This is a genomic window from Amycolatopsis viridis (genome assembly GCF_011758765.1).
GTDB classification, from domain to species: domain Bacteria; phylum Actinomycetota; class Actinomycetes; order Mycobacteriales; family Pseudonocardiaceae; genus Amycolatopsis_E; species Amycolatopsis_E viridis.
In genome coordinates this window covers 2,685,765-2,707,374 of the sequence record NZ_JAANOU010000001.1, presented here as the reverse complement: position 1 = coordinate 2,707,374, position 21,610 = coordinate 2,685,765, and the positions used below count along the sequence as shown (strand labels likewise).

Annotated in this window: 20 protein-coding genes and 4 tRNA genes; 7 read left to right on the top strand and 17 right to left on the bottom strand. The window is 71.5% G+C overall.

Features of this window, described 5'->3' with window-relative positions:
* Positions 1-18 precede the first annotated feature (18 nt).
* The 11 genes from FHX46_RS13350 to bioB all read right to left on the bottom strand — a co-directional run bounded on the left by FHX46_RS13350 (position 19) and on the right by bioB (position 13,487).
* Positions 19-2,175 carry a glycosyltransferase gene (locus tag FHX46_RS13350; RefSeq protein WP_167113897.1) on the bottom strand — a complete coding sequence of 719 codons (2,157 nt, stop codon included), beginning with the start codon at positions 2,173-2,175 and terminating at the stop codon, positions 19-21.
* Positions 2,172-3,098 (bottom strand): glycosyltransferase family 2 protein, encoded by a 927-nt coding sequence (locus FHX46_RS13345; RefSeq protein WP_167113894.1) that lies wholly within the window; start codon positions 3,096-3,098, stop codon positions 2,172-2,174. The genes FHX46_RS13350 and FHX46_RS13345 overlap by 4 nt, the downstream gene beginning before the upstream one ends.
* A gap of 72 nt (positions 3,099-3,170) precedes the next feature.
* Complete coding sequence (locus FHX46_RS13340; protein ID WP_167113891.1) at positions 3,171-4,196, bottom strand: NAD-dependent epimerase/dehydratase family protein; 1,026 nt, start codon at positions 4,194-4,196, stop codon at positions 3,171-3,173.
* Positions 4,196-4,999 (bottom strand): glucose-1-phosphate cytidylyltransferase, encoded by an 804-nt coding sequence (locus FHX46_RS13335; protein WP_167113889.1) that lies wholly within the window; start codon positions 4,997-4,999, stop codon positions 4,196-4,198. The genes FHX46_RS13340 and FHX46_RS13335 overlap by 1 nt, the downstream gene beginning before the upstream one ends.
* A complete protein-coding gene (locus FHX46_RS13330) occupies positions 5,000-6,274 on the bottom strand; it encodes a class I SAM-dependent methyltransferase (RefSeq protein WP_167113886.1) in 1,275 nt (424 codons plus the stop codon).
* A gap of 214 nt (positions 6,275-6,488) precedes the next feature.
* The gene (locus FHX46_RS29020; protein WP_167113883.1) at positions 6,489-7,562 is read right to left on the bottom strand and encodes a class I SAM-dependent methyltransferase; all 1,074 of its coding nucleotides are present in this window, start codon (positions 7,560-7,562) and stop codon (positions 6,489-6,491) included.
* The gene (locus FHX46_RS13320; RefSeq protein ID WP_167113880.1) at positions 7,559-8,215 is read right to left on the bottom strand and encodes a PIG-L deacetylase family protein; all 657 of its coding nucleotides are present in this window, start codon (positions 8,213-8,215) and stop codon (positions 7,559-7,561) included. Before FHX46_RS13320 ends, FHX46_RS29020 begins: the two co-directional genes overlap by 4 nt.
* 25 nt (positions 8,216-8,240) lie before the next feature.
* Positions 8,241-9,755, bottom strand: a complete 1,515-nt coding sequence (locus tag FHX46_RS13315) for a sugar transferase (protein ID WP_167113878.1) — start codon at positions 9,753-9,755, stop codon at positions 8,241-8,243.
* Positions 9,756-9,983: 228 nt separating this feature from the next.
* Complete coding sequence (locus tag FHX46_RS13310; protein ID WP_167113875.1) at positions 9,984-11,165, bottom strand: 8-amino-7-oxononanoate synthase; 1,182 nt, start codon at positions 11,163-11,165, stop codon at positions 9,984-9,986.
* On the bottom strand, positions 11,162-12,433 hold the full coding sequence (locus tag FHX46_RS13305) for an adenosylmethionine--8-amino-7-oxononanoate transaminase (protein WP_167113872.1): 1,272 nt from the start codon (positions 12,431-12,433) through the stop codon (positions 11,162-11,164). Before FHX46_RS13305 ends, FHX46_RS13310 begins: the two co-directional genes overlap by 4 nt.
* Positions 12,426-13,487, bottom strand: coding sequence for a biotin synthase BioB (gene bioB, locus FHX46_RS13300; protein ID WP_167113869.1), 1,062 nt, complete (start codon positions 13,485-13,487; stop codon positions 12,426-12,428). The genes FHX46_RS13305 and bioB overlap by 8 nt, the downstream gene beginning before the upstream one ends.
* A 108-nt stretch (positions 13,488-13,595) precedes the next feature.
* Here bioB and FHX46_RS13295 point away from each other — a divergent pair, with 108 nt between their 5' ends.
* Both FHX46_RS13295 and FHX46_RS13290 read left to right on the top strand, forming a co-directional pair.
* Positions 13,596-14,150 (top strand): TetR family transcriptional regulator, encoded by a 555-nt coding sequence (locus FHX46_RS13295; protein ID WP_167113867.1) that lies wholly within the window; start codon positions 13,596-13,598, stop codon positions 14,148-14,150.
* A 66-nt stretch (positions 14,151-14,216) separates the two neighbouring features.
* On the top strand, positions 14,217-14,747 hold the full coding sequence (locus tag FHX46_RS13290; protein ID WP_167113864.1) for a GtrA family protein: 531 nt from the start codon (positions 14,217-14,219) through the stop codon (positions 14,745-14,747).
* Positions 14,748-14,774: 27 nt separating this feature from the next.
* On the opposite strand, the gene FHX46_RS13285 is transcribed toward FHX46_RS13290, so the two are convergent.
* Together FHX46_RS13285 and FHX46_RS28820 are read right to left on the bottom strand one after the other, a co-directional pair.
* Positions 14,775-16,007, bottom strand: a complete 1,233-nt coding sequence (locus tag FHX46_RS13285; RefSeq protein ID WP_167113861.1) for a CynX/NimT family MFS transporter — start codon at positions 16,005-16,007, stop codon at positions 14,775-14,777.
* An 18-nt stretch (positions 16,008-16,025) separates the two neighbouring features.
* On the bottom strand, positions 16,026-16,151 hold the full coding sequence (locus tag FHX46_RS28820; protein ID WP_279589463.1) for a hypothetical protein: 126 nt from the start codon (positions 16,149-16,151) through the stop codon (positions 16,026-16,028).
* Positions 16,152-16,269: 118 nt separating this feature from the next.
* Here FHX46_RS28820 and FHX46_RS13280 point away from each other — a divergent pair, with 118 nt between their 5' ends.
* Positions 16,270-17,178, top strand: a complete 909-nt coding sequence (locus FHX46_RS13280) for a LysR family transcriptional regulator (RefSeq protein WP_167113857.1) — start codon at positions 16,270-16,272, stop codon at positions 17,176-17,178.
* A 77-nt stretch (positions 17,179-17,255) separates the two neighbouring features.
* On the opposite strand, the gene FHX46_RS13275 is transcribed toward FHX46_RS13280, so the two are convergent.
* The 4 genes from FHX46_RS13275 to FHX46_RS13260 all read right to left on the bottom strand — a co-directional run bounded on the left by FHX46_RS13275 (position 17,256) and on the right by FHX46_RS13260 (position 20,298).
* On the bottom strand, positions 17,256-17,903 hold the full coding sequence (locus FHX46_RS13275) for a class I SAM-dependent DNA methyltransferase (protein WP_167113854.1): 648 nt from the start codon (positions 17,901-17,903) through the stop codon (positions 17,256-17,258).
* Positions 17,904-18,270: 367 nt separating this feature from the next.
* Positions 18,271-18,597 carry a hypothetical protein gene (locus tag FHX46_RS13270; RefSeq protein WP_167113851.1) on the bottom strand — a complete coding sequence of 109 codons (327 nt, stop codon included), beginning with the start codon at positions 18,595-18,597 and terminating at the stop codon, positions 18,271-18,273.
* A gap of 86 nt (positions 18,598-18,683) precedes the next feature.
* On the bottom strand, positions 18,684-19,094 hold the full coding sequence (locus FHX46_RS13265) for a hypothetical protein (protein ID WP_167113848.1): 411 nt from the start codon (positions 19,092-19,094) through the stop codon (positions 18,684-18,686).
* Between the two features lie 1,132 nt (positions 19,095-20,226).
* A tRNA-Val gene (locus FHX46_RS13260) sits at positions 20,227-20,298 on the bottom strand.
* Positions 20,299-20,682: 384 nt separating this feature from the next.
* Here FHX46_RS13260 and FHX46_RS13255 point away from each other — a divergent pair.
* The 4 genes from FHX46_RS13255 (at position 20,683) to FHX46_RS13240 (ending at position 21,466) form a co-directional block, all read left to right on the top strand.
* The gene (locus FHX46_RS13255) at positions 20,683-21,108 is read left to right on the top strand and encodes an SsgA family sporulation/cell division regulator (protein WP_167113845.1); all 426 of its coding nucleotides are present in this window, start codon (positions 20,683-20,685) and stop codon (positions 21,106-21,108) included.
* Positions 21,109-21,224: 116 nt separating this feature from the next.
* A tRNA-Gly gene (locus FHX46_RS13250) sits at positions 21,225-21,297 on the top strand.
* 25 nt (positions 21,298-21,322) lie between these two features.
* A tRNA-Cys gene (locus FHX46_RS13245) sits at positions 21,323-21,393 on the top strand.
* Position 21,394: 1 nt separating this feature from the next.
* Positions 21,395-21,466 (top strand) — tRNA-Val (locus tag FHX46_RS13240).
* The last annotated feature ends 144 nt before the right edge of the window (positions 21,467-21,610 follow it).

Below are 21,610 nucleotides of genomic sequence, written 5' to 3'. Positions count from 1 at the left end.
GCCCGTCGCCCGCCATCATCAGGGGCGGCCGGTTCCGCCCACGCGCCGGGCCCGCACCAGCGCACCGGCACCGCCGAGCAGACCGAGGCGTTCGTCGCGGCGCAGCTGGCGCAACCGGGACCGGGCGGCCCGGTCGGACAGCGGGAGTTCGGGGGTGCGGGCCGCGAGCCGCGCCACGCCGCGCGGTACCCGGCGCAGGATCGAGAACGCGGTGACCGGGCGGCGCCGCACGGACAGCATCAGCATCGCGGCCAGGCCGACGCCGTAGCCGCGCATCCGCTCGCGCAGCTCCAGCCAGTCCGCGCGGTGGATGTGCCGGGCCACGGCGTGCGGGGTGTGCACCACCGCACCGCCGGCCTGGGCCAGCCGCACGAACAGGTCCAGGTCCTCCCCCGCCATCGTCGGCGTGCCCGCGCCGAGCAGCGGGTCGAACCCGCCGAGCTCCTCGAACACCTCGCGCCGCCAGGTCGCGCAGCTGCCCGGGCCGTAACGCGCCATGGACAGCGGGTAGAGCGGGTCCTCGCGGGCGGTGTCACGGTCGATGCGCTGCCACCGCACCGCGTTGCTGTAGCCCTTGAGCCGTTCGAACAGGACCTCCGCGTCGGTCTCCAGGCTGGCCGGCAGCACCAGCGAGGTCACGCAGCCCACCGACGGGTCGGCGGCGAACTCCTCGGTGACCGCGTCGAACCAGCCGGGCTCCACGGTGATGTTCTCGTCGACGAACGCGATCAGGTCGTGGCGGGCGAGGCGGGCGCCGGTGTTGCGCGCGACGCTGACGCCCTGGCGCGGCTCGACCACGTAGCGGGCGCCCAGCGCCTCCACCTCGCCACGCAGCCCGTCGTCGCCACCGGGCAGCCGCGGCAGGTTGTCCACGACGATCACCTCGAGGTCCGGATAGCCGGCCTGGAGCGCCGCCCGGGCGCTGACGACGGCCTGCCGCTTGCGGTAGGCCGTCGGGATGACCACGCTGACCGGCGGCCGGGTGACCTCCGGGCGCCGCCGCGGGGCGGGCGCGGTGGCCGGTTTCGGCAGCCGAACGACGCCCCGCTCGACCGGCAGCAGCAGCACGTCCACGGTGCGGTCGCCGTCGCGGACGAGCACCTGCGCGGCCCGGTACCGGCCCACCGGCCGCTCCGGCACGGGCAGTTCCTCGGGTGCGGTGCGCGCGTCGACCGTGGCGATGTGGATCGGGCCGTGCACCAGCGACGGCACGGGGCGCGGCCGGGGCGGGCGGACCTGGACCTTGCCACGCAGGTAGCCGGCCGCGGTCGCGGACACCACGGTCACCAGCCCGAGCACGCCGGAGGCGCCGGCCGTCCGGCCGAGGGCGAGCCAACCGAGCTCGCGGACCACGGCCGCGGGAATGATCCGGCTCAGGTAGTCCCGCTCGGTGGCCAGCGCGGCCTCGCTGCCGACCAGCCGCGAGACGTACGCCTTGGACAGTCCCTCGCCCCAGCCCCGGTGGCGCAGGTAGGCCCAGGTGGTGCGGTCCGGGGTGACGCGGTGGCGCACCACGGCCTGCGGCCGGAACACGATCCGCGCGCCGGGATGCGCCTGGCGCAGCCGGATGCACAGCTCGGTCTCCTCGCAGCCCAGCGGGGTGCGCCCGATGCGGCCCAGGTCCTCGGCGAACGGGCCGGCGAGCGTGAACGCCTCGCGGCGGAAGGACATGTTGCAGCCCATCAGGTTCCGCACCGGTTCCTCCGCGGTGGGCTGACCGGTGTAGGTGCAGCCGACCACCCAGTCCAGCTCACCGGTGACCGACCCGCGCCCGGCGGGCAGTTTCGCCGGCCGCCGCCCACCGGGCCAGCGTGGCCGGGCCGCCCCGCCGACGGCCAGTACGTCCCGGTCGCGGTAGCCGGCCAGCAGCTGTTCCAGCCAGTCCGGTGCGGCCTCGGCGTCGTCGTCGAGGAACGCGATGATCTCGCCCTTGGCGAGCGCCACGGCGGTGTTGCGGGCGCCGGACAGGCCCCGCCGTCCGGTGCTGGGCACCACCGTGACCCCGACGAACTCGGCGGCGGCCCGCCGCTCCAGTTCCGGGTTGTGATCGATGACCACGATGATCTCGCGGGGCGGCACCGACTGGTCGCGGGCCGAGGCGACCGCCGCCGCCAGATCCGCCCAGCGGCCCTCGGTGTAGGCGCAGATCACCACGCTGGTGTCGAACGAGGTCATGCTTCCGGCGCCCCCGTTTCCAGCGCGAGCGGGGCCGCGATGCCCGCGACCGGCTCGGGGCTGAACAGGCCGAACCGGCGGCGGCGGCGCTGCCGGCCGACCCGCTGCCACTCGGCCATCAGGGTGCGCAGCACCCGGCCGCCGTCGGCGAAGGTACGCAGGTTGGTCTCGCCGTGCAGGCGGCGCCGCTCGACGCTGGGCACCTCGGTGATCCACAGGCCCAGCGCGGCCATCCGGCAGTTGATGACGGTCTCGATCTCGAAGCCGTCCCCCCACAGCATCTCCTCACCGGCAGGCGCGAACACCGGCGGCAGGTTCAGCGAGGCAACCAGATCGCGCCAGAACGCGTTGTAGCCGTAACAGAGATCGGTGAACCCGGCGCTGAACAGCGTGTTGGACAGGCGGTTGAGCCCGGCGTTCCCCGCGGCACGGAGGTGGGTGATGTCGTGGCTGCCGCCACCTGGGGCGAAGCGGGTGCCCTTGGCGAAGTCGGCACCGCCGGTGAGCGCCTCCACGAACCGCGGGATCTCCGCCGGGTCGGCCGAGCCGTCGGCGTCGAACATCACGATCACGTCGCCGGACGCGGCGAGAAAACCACAGGCCAGCGCATTGCCCTTGCCGCGGCGGGTCTGCTTGATCACCCGGACGCCCGGGCGTACCTCCCGCGCCACCTGCGGGGTGCCGTCCCCGGTGTCGGCGTCGACGACCAGCACCTCGTGCACGGGCGGCAGCTCGGGCAGGACCTCGCGCAGGTTCGCCGCCTCGTTCTTCGCCGGCACCACGATCGTGACACGCGGGTCGGGACCGCGGCGGGGCGGGCGCGCGGCGGCGAAGGCGAACGCGTCGCCGAGGTTCTCGTAATCGGCGACGGGACTGTGCGAATCCATGATCGTCAACGCCGTGCTGTCCTTGCTGGCGGGCACACCGGTTGCGGGGGTGTGCGGGTCGGGGAGGGCGGGGCTTGCTCGAAACGGGTGCCGTGCGGGGCCCTGCGGTCAGGTCGGTTGTCTTCGCAGGTCGGCGGCCAGTGCGCCGCGGGCCTGTTCGGCCTTCAGCCACGCCAGCCGGGTGTAGCGCTGCGCGAAGGCGTCCCGGGTGAGGCCGTGGCGGGTGTAGTGCCCGGCCAGTTCACGCGCGCCGGCGTCCACCGTCCACTCCGCCCGGTATCCGGGGAGCGCCTGCCGGATCCGGGAGAAGTCCACCCGGTAGGAGCGCGGGTCGGGACCGGCCTCGCCGGTGATCAGCAGCTGCGAGCCCGGCACCGCGCTGACCACGGACTCGGCGATCTGGCGCACCGTCAGGTTGTTGACCTCGGTGCCCACGTTGAACGCCCGGTCGTGCACCGCCTCGGTGGGGGCGGTGAGCGCCGCCGCGAAGGCGGTGGCGATGTCGTGCGCGTGCACCAGCGGCCGCCAGGGCGTGCCGTCGGAGAGCACCCGCACCTGCCCGGTGAGCACGGCGTGGCCCACCAGGTTGTTCAGCACGATGTCGGCGCGCAGCCGCGGCGAGAACCCGAAGGCCGTCGCGTTGCGCAGGTACACCGGGCTGAACCCGGAGTCGGCCAGGTCGTGCAGGTCGTCCTCGACCCGCACCTTCGACTCCGCGTACGGGGTGACCGGGCGCAGCGGCGCGTCCTCGGTCACCAGGTCGTCCCCCGCCGCGCCGTAGACCGAGCAGGTCGAGGCGTAGAGGAACCGGCGCACACCGGCGTCCTTGGCGAGTTTCGCCAGCTGCACCGACGCCGTGTGGTTGATCTCGTAGGTCAGTTCCGGCGCTAGCGCGCCGAGCGGGTCGTTGGACAGCGCCGCCAGGTGGATCACCGCGTCCACCCCGGACAGCCGGGCGGCGGGGACGTCCCGCAGGTCGACCGGCTCGCCCGGCGGGTCGTCGGGCGGCGGACCGAGCACGCACGCGGCGAACAGGCCGGAGTCGAGGCCGAGCACCTCGTGGCCGGCCGCGCGCAGGACCGGCGCCATCACCGATCCCAGGTATCCCTGGTGCCCGGTCAGCAGGACGCGCATCACCGCACCCCCGCCGGGATCGCGGACGGCTGCTCCCACAGCATCCAGGGCCGCGCGCCGCTTTCGTAGGCCGCGTCGAGCGCGGCCCGTTCCTTGAACGTGTCGGCCGGCTGCCAGAACCCGCGGTAGGGGTAGGCGATGAGCCGGTCCTTTTCGGCCAGTGCCGCGCAGCCGTCCTCGACCAGGTCGCCGTTTTCCGGGATGTGGTCGAAGATCTCCTGCCGCAGCACGAAGTAGCCGGCGTTCTCCCACAGCGGCAGCCGGCTCGCCGAGCTGATCCCGGCGACCCGGTTGGAGCCGTCGCGGAACTCCACGCAGTGGAACGACGACTGCGGCGGCACCACCATCATCGACGCGCCCGCATCGGACTCCGCCAGGTTGGCGACCATCACGTCGAGCGGGGCGTCGGTGAGCACGTCGGCGTAGTTCGCGAGGAACATCTCCTCGCCCGCGACGTGCTCCCGGACCCGGCGCAGCCGCTCACCGATCGGCGACTCGATGCCGGTGTGCACGAAGGTGATCGACCAGTCGCTGATGTCGGTGGACAGCAGCTCCACCCGCCCGTCGCGCAGCACGAAGTCGTTGGACGCGGTCTCGGTGTAGGTGAGGAAGAAGTCCTTGATGTGCCGGGCGCCGTAGCCCAGGCACAGGATGAACTCGGTGTGCCCGAAGTGCGCGTAGTAGCGCATCACGTGCCACAGCAGCGGCCGCGGGCCGACCAGCTGCATCGGCTTCGGGACGTCGTCCGCGGGCCCGTTGCGCATGCGCATGCCGTAGCCACCGCAGAACAGCACCACCTTCATTCAGTTCACCTCGACAGCCAGCGGCACGGGGAGTTCCAGGGAGACGATCTCCAGCTCGGGGATCGCGAAGACGAGGCGGCCGCCCCACTCGGCCACGTACCGCAGCTGCTCGGTCAGCTCGGCCCGCAGGTTCCAGGGCAGCACGAGCACGTAGTCCGGGCGATCGGCGGCGATCCGCTCCGGCTCCAGGATGGGGATGCGGGTGCCCGGGGTGAACCGGCCATGCTTGTACGGGTTGCGGTCCACCGTGTACTCGAGCAGGTCCGGCCGTATCCCGCAGTGGTTGAGCAGGGTGTTGCCCTTGCCGGGCGCACCGTAGCCGACCACCCGTTCGCCGCGGCGCTTCGCGCCGATCAGGAACTCCAGCAGGGCCAGGCGGATCTCGCCGACGCGGTGCGCGAAACCGTGGTAACCGGACAGGTCGTGCAGCCCGGCGGCGCGCTCCCGGGCCAGCACCTCGGCCACCCGCGGACCCGGTTCGCCGGCGGCCTCCGCCGGGCGGGCCCACACGCGCAGCGAACCGCCGTGGGTGTCCAGCAGCTCGACATCGGTCACGGCCAGCCCGGCCGTCGCCAGGGCCCGTTGCGCCGTGGCGAGCGTGTAGTACTGGAAGTGCTCGTGGTAGATCGTGTCGTACTGCGTCAGCTCGACGAGGCGGAGCAGGTGCTGCACCTCGATGGAGACCCAGCCGTCGTCGGCCACCAGGGCGCGCAGCCCCTGGGTGAACCCGAGGATGTCCGGGATGTGCGCGTAGACGTTGTTCGCCACCACCAGGTCCGCGGGCCCGTGCTCGGCACGGACCGCAGCGCCGGTCTCCGCGGACAGGAAGGCGGTCAGCGTCGGCACCCCGGCCGCGCGCGCCGCCTCACCCACGTTCACCGACGGTTCGATCCCCAGGCAGCGCACGCCGCGGGCGACGACGTTGCGCAGCAGGTAGCCGTCGTTGCTGGCGACCTCGACGACGAACGAGTCCGGGCCCAGACCGAGCCGGGCGGCGGCAGTGCCGACGAATTCGGCCGCGTGCGCCAGCCAGGAGTGGGAAAAGGACGAAAAATAGGCGTATTCGGTAAACGTTTCCACGGGATCGATCAGGGGCGGCAGCTGGACCAGCAGGCACGCCGGGCAAATCCGCAGGTGCAGCGGATAGGCCGGTTCGGGCGCGTCGAGATCCTGGGGGGCGAGGAACGACTCGCACGGCGGGCTCGCGCCGAGATCGACAACACTGCACAGGCCAGGCGCACCGCACAGGCGGCAGGACAGCGGCTCGGCTGGCATGTGTCGGCTACTCCCGTGTGGTCACGTCACCCCGTCCTGGAGCGGGGCTTCACCAACGTGACTATAGGGATCACGGGGGGAGGCGTTACGAGTAACCGGGTGGTCGGTTGCCGCCGATCGAGTGAATCAGCACACTCTCTGTAATTCCCCGCCGGACAGTGATTAACCAACATCAGATGAATTGCTCTATTCGATCATTTCACCCCCGCGCGGCTCAGCCGGGAATCCACTCGCAGTGGTCCCCGTCGAGCTGCGGGAAGGCCGCGCGCACCTCGGGCTCGAGATCAGGGACGAACAGCAGGACGGCCTGCGGGATCGGGTGGGTGAGGGCGTCGGTCGAGACCACCGGAATCCGGGTGCCGGGCATTCGCCGGCCCTGCTTCGCCGGGGACACGTCCGCGATCTCCGGCAGCAGATCGACATCGATCCGGGCACGCCGCAGCAGTACCACCGCGCGGGACGCGGCACCGTAACCGACGACCCGGCGCCCCGCGAGCTCCCGCAGCCGCGTCACCACCCGGTCGCAGCCCGCGTCCACCGCCCGGCCCAGCCCGGCGACGACCGGGATCTGCGTGACCCCCGCAGCCCGCTCGGCCGCGACCAGTGCGGTGGTCGTCTCGTCCGGCTCCGCGTCGCGGCGCAGTTCCAGCAGGACCGTGCCGCCGTAGAGGTCGAAGGCCCAGCTCCGGCCGGGGTGCAGTCCGGCCGAGGCGGCGAGCGTGATCGCCGCGGGTGCCGAGTAGTAGGCGAAGTGCCCGTGCCGCAAGGCGTTCCACTGTCCCCCCGCCACGATCGCGGCCAGCGAGTGGAACTGCATCAGCAGGGCGCCGCCGGGCGCGAGCCGGGCCGCGCGGCGCGCCATCGCCGCCCGCTGGTCCGGTTCGTGCATCAGCCCGAAGGAGTCCACCACGACGTCCGCGGGCTCGTCCCCGGCCGTCTCGCGCATCCCGGCATCCCGCAGCAACGGCAGCCACGAGCCGCCGTGCGGGCTGCCGAACTCGGCGACGGTCGCCCCGGGACGCGCGATCCCGGCGCGCACCAGCCGTCCGACCGCGTCGGCGGCCTGGTCGGTCAGCGCTTTCGGTTCCACACCGGCCGGCTCCTCCGCGGTACCGGGATCCTCCACGAGCTGGGCCAGCGCACACCGCGCGCACATCCACATCCGCAGCGGCCACACCGGGTCCGGACCCGGGTCGGCGGCCGGCGGGAACAGGTCGCACGGGGGCTGCTCGCCCAGGTCGAGCACGATCTCCCCGTCGGTCGCACCGCATGCACGGCAGGTCGTCACCGCTCCCCCGTCCCCAGCGCCAGCGCCAGTTTGTCCACGTAGAACGCCTCCGCGTAGCGGGTGTGCTGCTGCACCCCGCGCAGCCGGGCCAGGCCGAGGAACGCGTCGCGGGTGTACCAGTCCCGGCCGTGCTGCGACGGGTAGTGCTTGGCCAGCAGGTCGGCCTTCGCCTCGGCGACCTCGTCGGTCAGCGGCTGGTACACCGACGGCCGGCCGAGGTCGCCGTCCCACTTGAGGATCTCGTAGCCGAGCACCGGCTGGTCGCGGAACACGGTGGGCACGATCTCGGCGAGCAGCCGGTGGTCCTGGTGCCGGTCGCCGGGCTGCGGCGCGAACACCAGGTCCGGCGTGACGCGGCCGCGCAGCGCGGTGACCGCGTCCTTGACCGCGTCCCAGTGCGCGGGCATCCGGCCGTCCGGCAGGTCCAGGACGGTCAGCGTGACGCGGGCCGGGGCGCAGAACTCGGTCAGCGCCGCGTGTTCCTCGGCGGCGCGGGCGGTGCCGCCGCCGGACAGGACCAGGGCGTGCACCTCGAGGCCGGGGCGGTGCGCGCACAGGGTGAGCAAGGAGCCGCCGGCGCCGATGGCGACATCGTCGCAGTGGGCGCCGAGCAGCGCGACCGAACGGAGATCGGGGAAGGAAACTGCCTGCACCTCCCGAAGCGTGCCAGAACCGCGGTCAGTAGGCGCCGCGGCCTCCGGCGACGGCTCGCAGGGTCTTCCACAGGATCGCCAAGTCCAGGGCCAGCGACCAGTCCTCCACGTACCGCAGGTCGAGCCGGACACTTTCCTCCCACGACAGGTCGCTGCGGCCGCTGACCTGCCACAGGCCCGTCATGCCGGGTTTGACGAGCAGTTTGCGGCGCGCGGCGCGCTCGTAGTTCGCGGTCTCGGCCGGCAGCGGCGGGCGCGGCCCGACGAGCGACATGGTGCCGCCCAGGACGTTGAACAGCTGCGGCAGCTCGTCGAGCGAGTACCGGCGCAGCACCGCACCGACCCGGGTGACCCGCGGGTCGCGGCGCAGCTTGAACAGCGGTCCGGAACCCTCGTTGTCGGCCAGCAGCCCGCTGCGCAGCCGGTCGGCGTCCAGGACCATGGTGCGGAACTTGATCATCGTGAAGGTGCGGCCGTCGCGGCCCACGCGCAGCTGCCGGTAGAACACCGGTCCGCGGTCGTTGAGCTTGATCAGCGCCGCGATGCCGAGCAGCAGCGGCCCGGTGAGGAGGATCAGCGCCGCGGCGCCCAGCCGGTCGGCCACGTCCTTCACCACGCGCCGCCCGCCGGTGAACGTCGGCGCGGACACCCGCAGCAGCGGCATGCCCAGCACACCCGAGACGTTGAGCCGCGGGCCGGCGATCTCCATCAGCACCGGCGCCACGACCAGCTCCGCGCCGGTGCCCTCGAGGTCCCAGGCCAGTTGCTGGAGGCGCTGCGGTGTCCACTGCGGATCGGAGGTGACCGCCACGACGCGGTACCCGCCGCGGCGTACCTGGTCGGCGAGGTCGTCGAGCCGGCCCGCCACGGCGATGCCGCCGATCTCCCCGGTGCCGTGCTCGCCCTGCCCGGTCGCGGTGCACACCGCCGACACCTGCCAGCCGACGTGGGTCTCGCTGCGGGTCCGGTCGATGAGGTCCCGCAGCGTCTCCGGGGAACCGGCCGCCACCACCGGGTGCATGCACTCCCCCGCGCGGCGGGCGCGGTGCAGCACCTGCCGCAGCCCGTACCGCAGCGGGAACGCGAGCACGGCGACGGCCGGCACCGCGTAGAAGACCCACGGCTGCACGTCCAGGGCGCCGAACAGCAGACCGGCCAGCGCGACGACCACCCCGGCGACCAGCAGGCTGCGGCCCAGGCGGCGGAACTCCTCGGTGCCCTCGCCGAGCACGTGCTGACTCCACGCGCGGTTGAGCGGCAGCGCGCACAGGATCGCGCCGGCGGTGCCGGTGGCGTGCAGGAAGTAGGGGCGCCCGGTGAGGTCCAGGATGAGCAGGGCACCGGCGACGACGACCACCAGGGTGACGACCACGTCACCGGCGATGACGGCGGCGCGGTACCGGATCTCCCAGGGCTGGGCCGCGGCGCGCGGGGTGGCCTTGTCCGCGGGGCCGACAGCGTGCAGCCGGGCGGGCGCTGGCGTCTCGGAGCCCACGAGCGCTTCCCCCAGCGGCGTGGGCTTCCGCACCGGCTCTTCCATCCGACCTCCCGCGACGTCCGGCTGGTGCCGGCGCCCCGACCACGCCGACGATTACGGTCAGTAACCGTGCCTCTTGCTCGGCGCACCCCGTCTGGGGCTACGTCTGCCCTGGAGTCGGTGGTATTCGGAGCGGCGTTACACGCCACTCCACGGCATTCCCGGCGTTCCCGGCCCCCCGTTCGGGGCTGTCGAGGTGCCGGACGGCTCCCGTTGCTCAGGCGCACACAACTACTGTTGGTAGCCGGTTATTTGGCCACCCCGTGCGCCCCACGGCGCCGGTTCCGCGCGATCCGCGATCACCCGGGCCAGGACCTCGATGGCGCGCGCCCAGCGCGCCTCGTCGAGTCCGACGTGGGTGGTGATCCGCAGCCGGGAGATGCCGTCGGGTACCGACGGCGGCCGGAAACAACCGACCCGCACGCCCGCCGCAAGAGCCTCCGCCTGGGCGGCGACCGCCCGCCGCGGCGACGGCATCGGCACCGACAGCACCGCGCCCGCCGAGCGGGGCACCCCGAGACGGCCGGCCAGCTCGGCACCACGCTCGTGGATGCGGGCCGGCAGGTCGGGCGCGCCGCGCAGGACGCGCAGCGCCGCCAGCGCTCCCGCCGCGGCGGCCGGCGCCAGTGCGGTGTCGAAGATGAACGGGCGTGCCCGGTTGACGAGGTGGTCGACCAGCGCGGCGGAACCGAGGACCGCGCCGCCCATGGCACCGAGCGATTTGGACAGTGTGGCGGTCATGACCACGTGCGGATGGTCGTGGAGGCCCAGGCGGTGCAGCACGCCCCGGCCGCCGTCGCCGAGCACGCCGAGCCCGTGCGCCTCGTCGACGACGAGGAGGGCGTCGCGGGCGGCGCACACCTCGGTGAGCTCCACCAGCGGCGCGGTGTCGCCGAGAACCGAGAAGACCGACTCGGTCAGCACGAGCGCCCGCCGGCCGCCGGCCGCGGCGAGTTCCGCCCGGACCGCGGCGACGTCGTTGTGGGCCACCACGCGGATCGCCGCGCGGGACAGCCGGGCGGCGTCGATCAGGGACGCGTGGACGTGGGCGTCCGAGACGATCAGGGTGTCCCGGTCGGCGAGCGCGGTCACCGCGGAGAGGTTGGCGTGGTAGCCGGTCGAGAACACCAGCGCCGCCTCGCGGCCGGTGAACCCCGCCAGTTCGCGCTCCAGCTCGGCGTGCAGCGTGGTCGTGCCGGTCACCAGACGGGAGGCACCCGCACCGGCACCCCACCGGAGTGCGGCATCGGCCGCCGACCGGCGGACGGCGGGATGGCCGCCCAACCCCAGGTAGTCGTTGTTCGCCAGGTCGATGAGGTCGTCGTCGGCTGCCCGCGGCCGGAGCACGCGCTGCAGGCCGGCGGCCTCCCGCGCCGTGCGCTGCGCGGCGAGCCAGTCCGCCCAGGTGCTCATGCGACCGCCGCCGCGGCCGCGATCCCGGCGCAGATCCGGGCGATGTCGTCGTCGGTGCACACGTAGGGCGGCATGGTGTAGATCAGGTCGCGGAACGGCCGGATCCAGACGCCTTCGGCCAGCGCCGCCTCGGTCGCCTTCACGACGTCGACCTGGTGGTCGAGCTGGACCACCCCGACCGCGCCGAGGACGCGCACGTCGGCGGCGTCGATCGCGGACAGCGCCTGCAAACCCGCGTTGATCCGGCGCACATCGCCCGCCCAGTCCCCTGTGGACAGCAGGTCCAGACTGGCCGAGGCGACCGCGCAGGCCAGCGGGTTGCCCATGAACGTCGGGCCGTGCATGAGGACGCCGGAGTCGCTCGCGGACAGTCCACGAGCGACCTCGCGGGTGCACACCGTCGCGGCCAGCGACAGGTAGCCGCCGGTGAGGGCCTTGCCGACGCACAGCACGTCCGGCACGACGTTCCCGGCCTCGGCGGCGAACAAGGTGCCGGTGCGGCCGAAACCGGTGGCGATCTCGTCGAAGATCAGCACCAGGCCGTGCTCGTCGGCGACCTCGCGGAACACCGGCAGGCACCGCGCGGGGTACGGGTGCATGCCGCCGGCGCCCTGCAGCAGGGGTTCCACGATGAGCCCGGCGAGACCGGTGGCGTGCTGCGCCGCGAGCGCGCGGAAACCCGCGGCCCACGCGTCGACGTCCTCGTCGTGCCGGGGCGGGCGCTCCCCGAACACCTGCTGCGGCAGGATTTCCGACCACATCGTGTGCATCCCGCCGTGGGGGTCGCACACGCTCATGCAGTCGAAGGTGTCGCCGTGGTAACCGCCGCGGACGGTGAGGAAGCGGGTCCGTTCCGGGTGGCCGGTGCCGCGCTGGTATTGCAGCGCCATCTTCATCGCCACCTCGACGCCGACCGATCCGGAGTCGGCGAGGAACACGTGCTCCAGCCCGGCGGGCATCAGGCCGACCAGCCGGGACGCCAGCTCGACGGCGGGCTCGTGGGTGAGGCCGCCGAACATCACGTGCGCCATCTGCCCGAGCTGGCGGCGCACCGCGTCGTCGAGCGCCGGGTGCCGGTAGCCGTGGATGGCCGACCACCACGACGCCATCCCGTCGACCACGTCGCCGACGCCGTCGAGGGTGATCCGGCTCCCGGCGGCGCCGGTCACCAGCCGGGCCGGCGCCGGATCGGTCATCGACGTGTACGGGTGCCACAGGTGCGCGCGATCGAAGGCGAGGAGCTGCTCGGGCGACCTCGGCTCAGGCATTGGGGACCAGACCGGTGCCGGCTCCGCGGCGCCGGATCCGCGGATCGGCGGGCTCGGTGCGCGCCCGGTCCGCGTCCGAGCCCAGCACGACGAAACCGTTGTCGCGGATCATCTCCAGGTCGGCCTCGGCGGCCTGGCCCTCGGAGGTGAGGTAGTCGCCGAGGAAGAGCGAATTGGCCACGTGCAGCGCCATCGGCTGCAGCGACCGCAGGTGCATCTCGCGGCCGCCGGCCATCCGGATCTCCTTGTCCGGGCACACGAACCGCGCCATCGCGAGGATCTTCAGGCAGCGCAGCGGAGTGAGCTCCCAGGTGTGCTCGAGCGGGGTGCCGTCGAAGGGCATCAGGAAGTTCACCGGGATCGAGTCCGCGTCCAGGTCCTTCAGCGCGAACAACCCCTCGACGAGCTGCTCGTCGGTTTCGCCGAGACCGGCGATGAGACCCGAGCACGGGGAGAGCCCGCCGTGTTTCGCCTTCTCGACGGTGTCCACCCGGTCGGCGTAGGTGTGGGTCTGGACGATGGTGTGGTGGTTGCTCTCGGCGGTGTTGATGTTGTGGTTGTAGGCGTCCACCCCGGCGGTCCTCAGCCGCTCGGCCTGCCCGTCGGCGAGCAGGCCGAGGCAGGCGCACACCTCCACGCCGGGGTGCTCCTCCTTGAGCGCGCCGACCATCGAGGCGACCCGGTCGATGTCGCGATCGGACGGTCCGCGCCCCGAGGCGACCAGGCACACCCGGGCGGCGCCGCCGCTGATGCCGGCGCCGGCCTGCTTCACCGCCTCCTCCGTGGACAGCCAGGAGTACTTGAGGATGGGCGCCGCGGAGCCCAGCGCCTGCGAGCAGTAGGTGCAGTTCTCCGGGCACAGCCCGGATTTCAGGTTCACCAGGTAGTTCACCTTCACCGTGTTCCCGAAGTACGCACGGCGCAGCCTGCCCGCCGCGGCGACGACGGCCAGCACGTCGGTGTCCGGCGCCCGCAGCACGGCGAGGGCGTCCCCGGGCGTGGCGGCGGTCCCGGCGAGGACCGCGTCGGCGAGCTGCTCGAACCTGGAGCTCATTCCTACTCCTGACCCAGTGTGATGATTCGACTACAACCTGAACGGTGTTCGGTTGGCGGCGCCGACGCTACACTGAGCCCGTTCGGCGGGTCAACGGGAGGAGTCGGCGTGCGCTACCACCGGCGCGATGTCGTGGAGCGCGCCCTCGCGGTCCTCGACGAGTACGGGCTGGAATCGCTCACCATGCGCCGCCTGGCCGCCGAACTCGGTCTGCAGCCCAGCGCCCTCTACCACCACGTGCCCAACAAGCAGACCCTGCTGGCCGCGCTCGCCGACGAGATCCTGGCCCGGGGCAAGCGCGAGCGCCGGGCCGTGGCGTGGGACCGGCGGGTGGCCGAGATCTGCGGCGAACTGCGGGACGCGATGCTGGCCTACCGCGACGGCGCGGACGTCGTCGCCACCGCCCACACCTTCGGCCTCGGCGCCAGCGCACCGGCCACCGAGCTGCGCGCCGCCCTGCGGGACGCCGGCCTGCCCGGCGACCTCGTCGAGGTCGGCACCCGCGCCCTGCTGCACCTCGTCTTCGGCCACACGGCGGAGGAGCAGGCGGCGCTCCAGGCCGCCAGCGCGGGCGCAATCGACTGGGAGCCCGGCGGATCCGGCGACTTCGAGGCGGGCATCGGCCTGCTGCTCGACGGTCTGCGGTCCAAAGTGCACCGCTGAATTCGCACCCCGGGAGCCCGTGCGACCCGGCACGTCAGCGGTGGCCAGGTGGTCTAGACTACCCCGATGGCGCTGGTGGGGAAGCTGCTCAAAATCCTTCCGGGACCGATCCGCAGCGTGCTGATCCGGCACCGCGCCTTGTTGAAGTTCTTGATGGTCGGCGGTGTCTGCTTCGTCGCCACCGTGGTGGTCAACTACAGCCTCAAGCTGACCATCCTGCACACGAAGCCGCTGACCGCGCTGATCATCGCCACCTTGGTCGCGACCATCCTCTCCTACGTCCTGAACCGCGAGTGGTCGTTCCGGTCCCGGGGCGGCCGGGAACGCCGTCACGAGGCCGCGTTGTTCTTCGCGGTCAGCGGGGTGGCGGCCGGGGTGAACGCGCTGCCCCTCTACGTGTCCCGCTACCTGCTCGGCCTGCAGGCGCCCGCCGTCAGCGTGCTGACGCAGGAGGTGGCCGACTTCGTCAGCAGCATCATCCTGGGCACCCTGCTGGCCATGGTCTTCCGGTGGTGGGCGCTCAAGAAGTGGGTGTTCCCCGACGAGGTCGAGCGGCCGCGCCGGTCGAAACCGGCCACGGAGAAGACGCACCCCTGAACCGGAGCAGAGCAGGGCGAGGGGAGCTCATCCCACACCCGCACCGACTCCGGGGCGACCGGCGGGCCGCCGGGTACGCAGCCGCACGAAGCCGGGCCGCGCCGCCACCAGGCCGCACCCGAGCTCGGGTATCAGCAGCAGGACCAGCAGCCAGATCGACATCTTCCAGCCACCGCTGAGGGTGTGCAGCACCCCGAAGGTCACCGGCCCGCACGCGGCGAGGAGATACCCGCCGGACTGGGCCATGCCCGACAGCCGTGCCGTGACCGCGTGCGTGTCCGACCGCAGGTTGAGGAGCGTGAGCGCGATCGGGAACGCGGAGCCCGTGGCGACCCCGAAAACGGTGACCCAGACCCATCCCGCGCGCGGCGCCAGGAGCAGGCCGGCCAGCCCGGTCCCCATCAGCACGACCACCGCGAGCACGAGCGGCCGCTGGTCGCGCAGCCGTGCGGCGAGCACCGGGACCACGAAGCCGAGCGGGATGCCGATGATGATGATGACCGAGTTCATCATCCCGGCGGTGGCGGGCGTGAACCCCTGCCCCTGCATGATCTCCGGTAGCCAGGACGTCAGCGTGTAGAACATCAGCGACGTCATGCCCATGAAGATCATCACGCACCAGGCCAGCGGTGACCGCAGGAGCGTGCCCGCCGCGGCCGGCTCGGGCGCGCGGTCCGGCAGTTCCCTGCGCCCGCGGAGCGCGAGCGGGCCCCAGACCAGGGCCGCGACCAGCGCCGGGACCGCCCAGGCGGCCAGGGCCAGCCGCCAGCCGCCGACGTGTTCCAGCGGGACGGCCAGCCCCGCACCGGCCGCGCCGCCGACCGACAGCAGCATCATCGCCAAGCCGGTGAGTGATCCCACCCGGTTGGGGAACACCCGTTTGATGACCGCGGGAATCAGCACGTTGCCGGTTGCCATCCCGGCTCCGGCGAGCACGGTCCCGGCGAACAGGGCCATCTGGGCGGACACCACGCGCAGCAGCAGCCCGGCGGTGATCACCAGGAGTGCCGCGGCGATCGCCGTCTCGGTGCCGATCCGGCGGGCGAGCACCGGGGCGAGCGCGGAGAAGATGCCCACGCACAGCTCCGGCAGGGTGGTGAGGACGCTGGCCCCGACACCGCTGAGGCCGAAACCCTCCTGGAGCCGGCTCAGCACCGGGGGCACCCCGGTGATGGCCGCCCGCAGGTTGAGCGACAGCAGCACCAGGGCGAGCAGGGTCCAGATCAGCGTGGACCTTCGGGTACGGGAAGCGGAAGTCATGTCACCTTCGTCCTGCGGCTACCGGCACGTCGGGCGGGAGTTCGCGCTCGGGCGGCGCCGGCGGGCCGACCAGCGGGTCAGCGCGGCGGCGACGCCCGTCGCCACCACGGCTTCGGCGAACAGGGACATCCACACCGTGCTCATCGGGACACCTCCCGGGGTTGTCGTCGCCGCCCCGCGGACGGCCTCAACTCCAGGGTTGCGCGATGATCCAGACAGGTCCAGGTTGCGTTTTGGCCCATGACCGTGAAGAATCGCCTACATGATTGACCTGCGCCGCCTCCACGTACTGCGCGCCGTGGACCACTACGGCACGGTGACCGCGGCGGCGCAGGCGCTGCACTTCACCCCGTCGGCAGCATCCCAGCAAATCCGCCAGCTCAGCCGCGAGCTGGGCGTGGCGCTGCTCGAGCCGCAGGGCCGCCGGGTCCGGCTGACCTCCGCGGCACAACGGCTCCTGGCCCATGCCGACGACATCCAGGCCCGCTGGGAACTGGCCGAACAGGACCTGCGGGCCGACGGTGACCAGCCCGCCGGGCTCGTGCGGATGGCCGGATTCCCGGGCGCGCTGAGCGCGCTGCTCGCCCCGGCCGCGGCGGCGCTCACCAGCCGCTACCCCCGCCTCGTCCCACGACTCCGGGAGGCCGAGGCCGCGCACAGCTTCGACCTGCTGTTCGACGGGGAGGTCGACCTGGCCGTGGTGGAGGCCACCCCGGACGAACCGCCGCGCGACCGCGCCCGGTTCGACCAGCGGCCGCTCGTGGACGACCCGTTCGACCTGGTGGTCGCTCCCGGCCACCGGCTCGCCGGCCGGGAGCGCGTGGACCTCGCCGAGGCCGCCGACGAGCCGTGGATCGTGCCCAGCACGCCCTGCACCTGCCGCACGCACGTCCTGGCCGCGTGCGGCGCGGCCGGCTTCACCCCGGACGCCGCACACGATGCGCTGAACTGGGACGCCACCACCGCGCTGGTCGCGCACGGGCTCGGCGTGGCGCTGGTGCCGCGGCTGGCCCGGGTGCCGGCGAACCACGCCGTGGTCCGGATCCCCTGCGTGGACGAGCCGCGGCGCAAGATCCTCACCGTCACCCGGCGCGGCGGTCACGTGAACCCCGCGATCGCCGCCGTGCTGGACGAACTGGCGGGCTTGGCCCCGGCGCTGCTCACCGTCTGAGTCCCCGCGAACCGCGCCGGCGCAAGCCGCTGAACAACGAACCAGGGTCCACTGTGGCCGGTTCGGCGCGCCGGCGGTCAGGGGTTGCCGGGCTTGCGGACCAGCAGCTGGCAGTGCCGGAACTGCCGCTCGTGCTCGTACGGCTCGCGCAGCATCCGGCCCACTTCGGTGAAACCGGCCTGCCGCACCAGGTCCAGGAGGCTGTCCGGCGACCATCGATAGGCGAGCGTCACCTTGTGGTCGAATTCCTGCGGTCGGGGGTCGTCGCCGGCGAAGAAGCCGAGCAGCAGGTGGCCGCCCGGCGCCAGCACGCGCTCGAACTCGGTGAACACGGCGGGCAGCTGCACCGGGGGCGTGTGGATGATCGAGTAGAACGCGAGGATGCCGCCGAGAGCTCCGCCGGGGAGGTCCAGCGCGGCCATCGACCCCTCGTCGAACTGCAGGTGCGGGTGCGCCCGGCGGGCCAGCGCGACCATCTCGGCGGACAGGTCGACGCCGAAGGTGTCCAGCCCGAGCGCGTTGAGGTGCGCGGTCACGTGGCCGGGGCCGCATCCGAGGTCCGCGACCGGTCCGGCGCCGTGGACCCGGACGAGTTCGGCGAACGCCGCGAGCAGCGCACGTTCCATCGGCCGGGTCTCGAGCACGTTGCTGAAGAGCTCGGCGTAGGTGGGCGCCACGGCGTCGTAGGCGGCGCGGGTGTCGTGCAGGACGGCGGGGTCGATCACCGCAGAGACGGTAGTCCGCCGCGCGGCGCTGGTCTCATTGTGCTGGGCCGGCGTCCGCATGACCTGTCGGGCTCGCCCCAACGCCGGCCGTGCAGCGCGTGAAGCCCCCGGTCGACCGGTAGCTGGAACGCCGGGTCGCCAGTAGCCAGCGGGGGGCAGCTGAGGGCCGCCAGCGTCGCGTGCGCGACTCGCGCCAGGTCCGGTAGCTCACCTGGCGCGTCATCAATGCCCGAAGACCGAGCTCAGTCAGTTGCCGGTCTGACAAAAGGAGCTGGCCGAGCCGGAACTAGCCTCACAGCGACACTGCAGCCGATCCGCGAGTAACGGTATCAGCAACAGAGATCGCTGGATCGTGGAGAATAATTCATCACTCTCCAGGACGGTAGGCCGGCGACAAAACAGTACGCAATGGAGCAACCACCTCCGGAGTCAACCAACAGGACTCTCCGCTGAACTCAATCATCGGAACAAATCCGAACGCCGTGGCAACCTTATTGAAGAATTTCGCCAGATCACGGGAGCGCGAATCACTCAACTGCATCTCGCCAACCTCCACCAACTCTCGAAGAAAATCGATGCGATCGACTGGCGTGCTCCCATGCACGATAAACGACAGCTCATTGCGAACGTCGACGGAGTCTTCCCACCTTCTAGTGGGGTTCAACGCCGGATTCTCGAAAACTTCCTCGGACATTGATGAGCACCTTCCCCCGGGCACGCGATCCTCTGCTGCACGATATGGCAGTTGCACCGGCGCGGCAACCGGACACCCAACCAAGGCTAGTAGGTGCAAGCACCGAAAGCCTCATTGAGCAAGGCGCCGCTGCTCGTCGAGTACGCGCGTACGTGCAGGTGATACGTGCCCACCCCGGACGAGAGGTCAGAGTATGTGGGCGACGACCAGGCGCCGTTGCCATCCGTATAGAGGCTGGTCATCACTAGAGGCTTCACCGACGCGGTAGACGGCCCTGTAACATCCAGATAGATATCGATCTTGGTGTTCTTGGCGTAGTCTACGCCCCATCCTTTGTAAGAGATGTGAGGGTAAGCCCCAGACAGGCAAGAAATACCTGCGAACGTTTCGAAAGCCGCGGGCCGGTACTCCATTGCGTGCGCCACCGGCATGCCGGCAAACAACGCCATCACCCACAACAGAGCAATGCCTCTCATGCGAAGGACAAGATATTTCACGATCTCCCCCTATCGTGCGAAGTTGAGCGACGCCCGGTAGTCCTGCAATGTCGAACCGAGCCCCTCACGAGAAAGTGAACAACCAGTGACTAGATCACCACAAGAACCCATCCGAGTGAAAAGACGGCAAAAAACCCGAAAATCTATATCACTGTTGGCCCGCTCCGTATTGCATCCCGAATCCCGGATCCGGCTGAGCGCCCACCAATGTCTCCTGTTCGCCACGGGGCTCCCTCGCAGCACTCCCGTGCTCGCGCGCTGGCAGGGTCCAGGGCGGGACAGGTCTGATGAGCCGCTGGGCCCGGGGACACCTTGGCCTCTCCGGGGTGCGGGGTGCTACTCCCGGGATATGGGACGGGTGGGCGCCGCCTCCTGAACCAGCCGTATTCGATGGGGCGAGGCGGGCCGAAGCGGCCGGATACGCTCGAAGCGCTCATTGCCGTCGCCACTTGACCAGACCGCAAACAGCCCGTCGCACCTAGGCCTGCGTCCACTACTCCTGTCGAGCTCCGGCCTGCCCGAGAGTTCTGGTCAGGCCAACGCGGCGCGATGGGGTGCTCTAGACGGTCAACCTGATCCGATGGTCCTCGGACTCCAGTATTACGACAGCCTGCTGGAACGGGCGTCAACCTTGGTCTCCCACGGCTGGAAGCTGACGTGGCAGGTCACCAGCCTTCGTCCGCCCCGCCGGCCACCTCTGCACCAGGGGCCGGGCGGCATGACCACTCGCCGGGGAACTTCGCGACCCGAGCCGCGGCCGCGCACCACTCACCCAGGGGGGTTTCTTCATGGCTTACGTCACACCCACTAGACATCGCTGTTCGAAGACGGCGGCCCGCACACCCTCCGGCTGTTACGCCTGGGACACAAGCGTAAAGACCCCGATGACATCGACTCTCACGTGACGGACATCACGTGAGAGTCGAGGCTGGCCACTCTGCAGCGACACTGGGAGCAGGACGGCGGGTGGCGCTGGGACGAAACCCCAGGTCAGGAAGAGGATCCGGCGTGACCTAGTCGGAGGATTCGCGAAGAAGGTCAGGACGCCGTGCTCCCCATCCGCTCCCCGCACATGCCGACGGCCCGTCGGCGATGAACGCCGACGAGCCGTCTGAACAGGGAAAACATGCGGTGGGCGATACTGGGATCGAACCAGTGACCTCTTCGGTGTGAACGAAGCGCTCTCCCGCTGAGCTAATCGCCCCTGTTCGTTGCGAAGGACTCTAGCGGATCGCGACCGGGACACCGCAAACGGGTGGTCTTTGCGCTGCACGCTGCGGATAGGACTGGATACGCACCGGAGAAATCCGAGGTGACCGTGGGTGCCCCCACCGCAGGGGCGAGCCAGGTCACGTGTCAGGCTGCAATGCGACGCTGTCCAGCACGCGTTGAACCGAGCAGTATGTGTGGGTAGACGATCAGCGGTACCGTCCCCCGGGCTGGTATCGCGCGAGCGCGAGTGGGAAAGAGGTGCCGCGGACCCGTCCGGGTGAAGCACGGGCGAATCGCGATTCGAGGCGGTGGGTTCGTGCGTCTCACACTCGAAGCTCGGCCGAGTGGGCCGTGAAGGGAGACGAAAGGTAAGACGATGCGCAACGACCACGTGACGCTCCGCTCCACGGCGGTGTTCGACCTCCTGGCCCCGCGCGCTCCGGCCGTGCCGGTGAAGGTGGAGCTGCGGTACGACACCCGCGACCCGTACGCGGTCGTGGCGGCGTTCCGCACCGGCCGCGCCGGCTGGGTGGAATGGGTGTACGCCCGGGACCTGCTGGCCGACGGCCTGCTGGCCGAGGCGGGCGACGGCGACGTCCGGATCCGCCCGTCGGTCGAGGACCCCGAGTCGGTGATGATCGAACTGAACTCCCCGTCGGGGCACGCGGTGTTCGAGGCCTCCGCCCAGGAGCTCGCCGACTTCCTGGATCGCACCTATGACGTGGTGCTCCCCGGCAACGAGCACCTGTGGGTCGACATGGACGAGGCCCTCACCCACCTGATCCCCAACGATCTTGGATAGCACCCGCGCGGGCGGGCGGGAACACCCACCCCCCTGTTTTCGCGGGTTCCGGGGTCGGATATTGTTCTCTCACACCACGGCGACGGGGACCACACCGGTTCCCGGAGTCACGGTAGGCGGACGTAGCGCAGCTGGTAGCGCATCACCTTGCCAAGGTGAGGGTCGCGGGTTCGAATCCCGTCGTCCGCTCGGAGGTGCCCACTCGGGCCCGCACGGTGGAGTGGCCGAGAGGCGAGGCAACGGCCTGCAAAGCCGTGTACACGGGTTCGAATCCCGTCTCCACCTCGCGCGATTAGCTCAGCGGGAGAGCGCTACCTTGACACGGTAGAGGTCACTGGTTCAATCCCAGTATCGCGCACTCTCCGACCAGTGCCCCGCCGGTGATCCGTCACCGGCGGGGCACTGTCGTTTCGGCGTGACACCCCTCATAGTGGCTGTGACGTGGGGCAAAAGCGCCTCGGAACGGCCGCGGCCGGCTGTTAGCGTGCCCCGGATCGCTGGT

Bases quoted from the DNA above. Each gene is read 5' to 3' on its own strand.
- FHX46_RS13350 (WP_167113897.1), bottom strand. From the start codon at position 2,175: ATGACCTCGTTCGACACCAGCGTGGTGATCTGCGCCTACACCGAGGGC.
- FHX46_RS13340 (WP_167113891.1), bottom strand. From the start codon at position 4,196: ATGCGCGTCCTGCTGACCGGGCACCAGGGATACCTGGGATCGGTGATG.
- FHX46_RS13335 (WP_167113889.1), bottom strand. From the start codon at position 4,999: ATGAAGGTGGTGCTGTTCTGCGGTGGCTACGGCATGCGCATGCGCAAC.
- FHX46_RS13330 (WP_167113886.1), bottom strand. From the start codon at position 6,274: ATGCCAGCCGAGCCGCTGTCCTGCCGCCTGTGCGGTGCGCCTGGCCTG.
- FHX46_RS13315 (WP_167113878.1), bottom strand. From the start codon at position 9,755: ATGGAAGAGCCGGTGCGGAAGCCCACGCCGCTGGGGGAAGCGCTCGTG.
- FHX46_RS13310 (WP_167113875.1), bottom strand. From the start codon at position 11,165: ATGAGCACCTGGGCGGACTGGCTCGCCGCGCAGCGCACGGCGCGGGAG.
- FHX46_RS13305 (WP_167113872.1), bottom strand. From the start codon at position 12,433: ATGCCTGAGCCGAGGTCGCCCGAGCAGCTCCTCGCCTTCGATCGCGCG.
- bioB (WP_167113869.1), bottom strand. From the start codon at position 13,487: ATGAGCTCCAGGTTCGAGCAGCTCGCCGACGCGGTCCTCGCCGGGACC.
- FHX46_RS13290 (WP_167113864.1), top strand. From the start codon at position 14,217: ATGGCGCTGGTGGGGAAGCTGCTCAAAATCCTTCCGGGACCGATCCGC.
- FHX46_RS13285 (WP_167113861.1), bottom strand. From the start codon at position 16,007: ATGACTTCCGCTTCCCGTACCCGAAGGTCCACGCTGATCTGGACCCTG.
- FHX46_RS28820 (WP_279589463.1), bottom strand. From the start codon at position 16,151: ATGAGCACGGTGTGGATGTCCCTGTTCGCCGAAGCCGTGGTGGCGACG.
- FHX46_RS13280 (WP_167113857.1), top strand. From the start codon at position 16,270: ATGATTGACCTGCGCCGCCTCCACGTACTGCGCGCCGTGGACCACTAC.
- FHX46_RS13270 (WP_167113851.1), bottom strand. From the start codon at position 18,597: ATGTCCGAGGAAGTTTTCGAGAATCCGGCGTTGAACCCCACTAGAAGG.
- FHX46_RS13255 (WP_167113845.1), top strand. From the start codon at position 20,683: ATGCGCAACGACCACGTGACGCTCCGCTCCACGGCGGTGTTCGACCTC.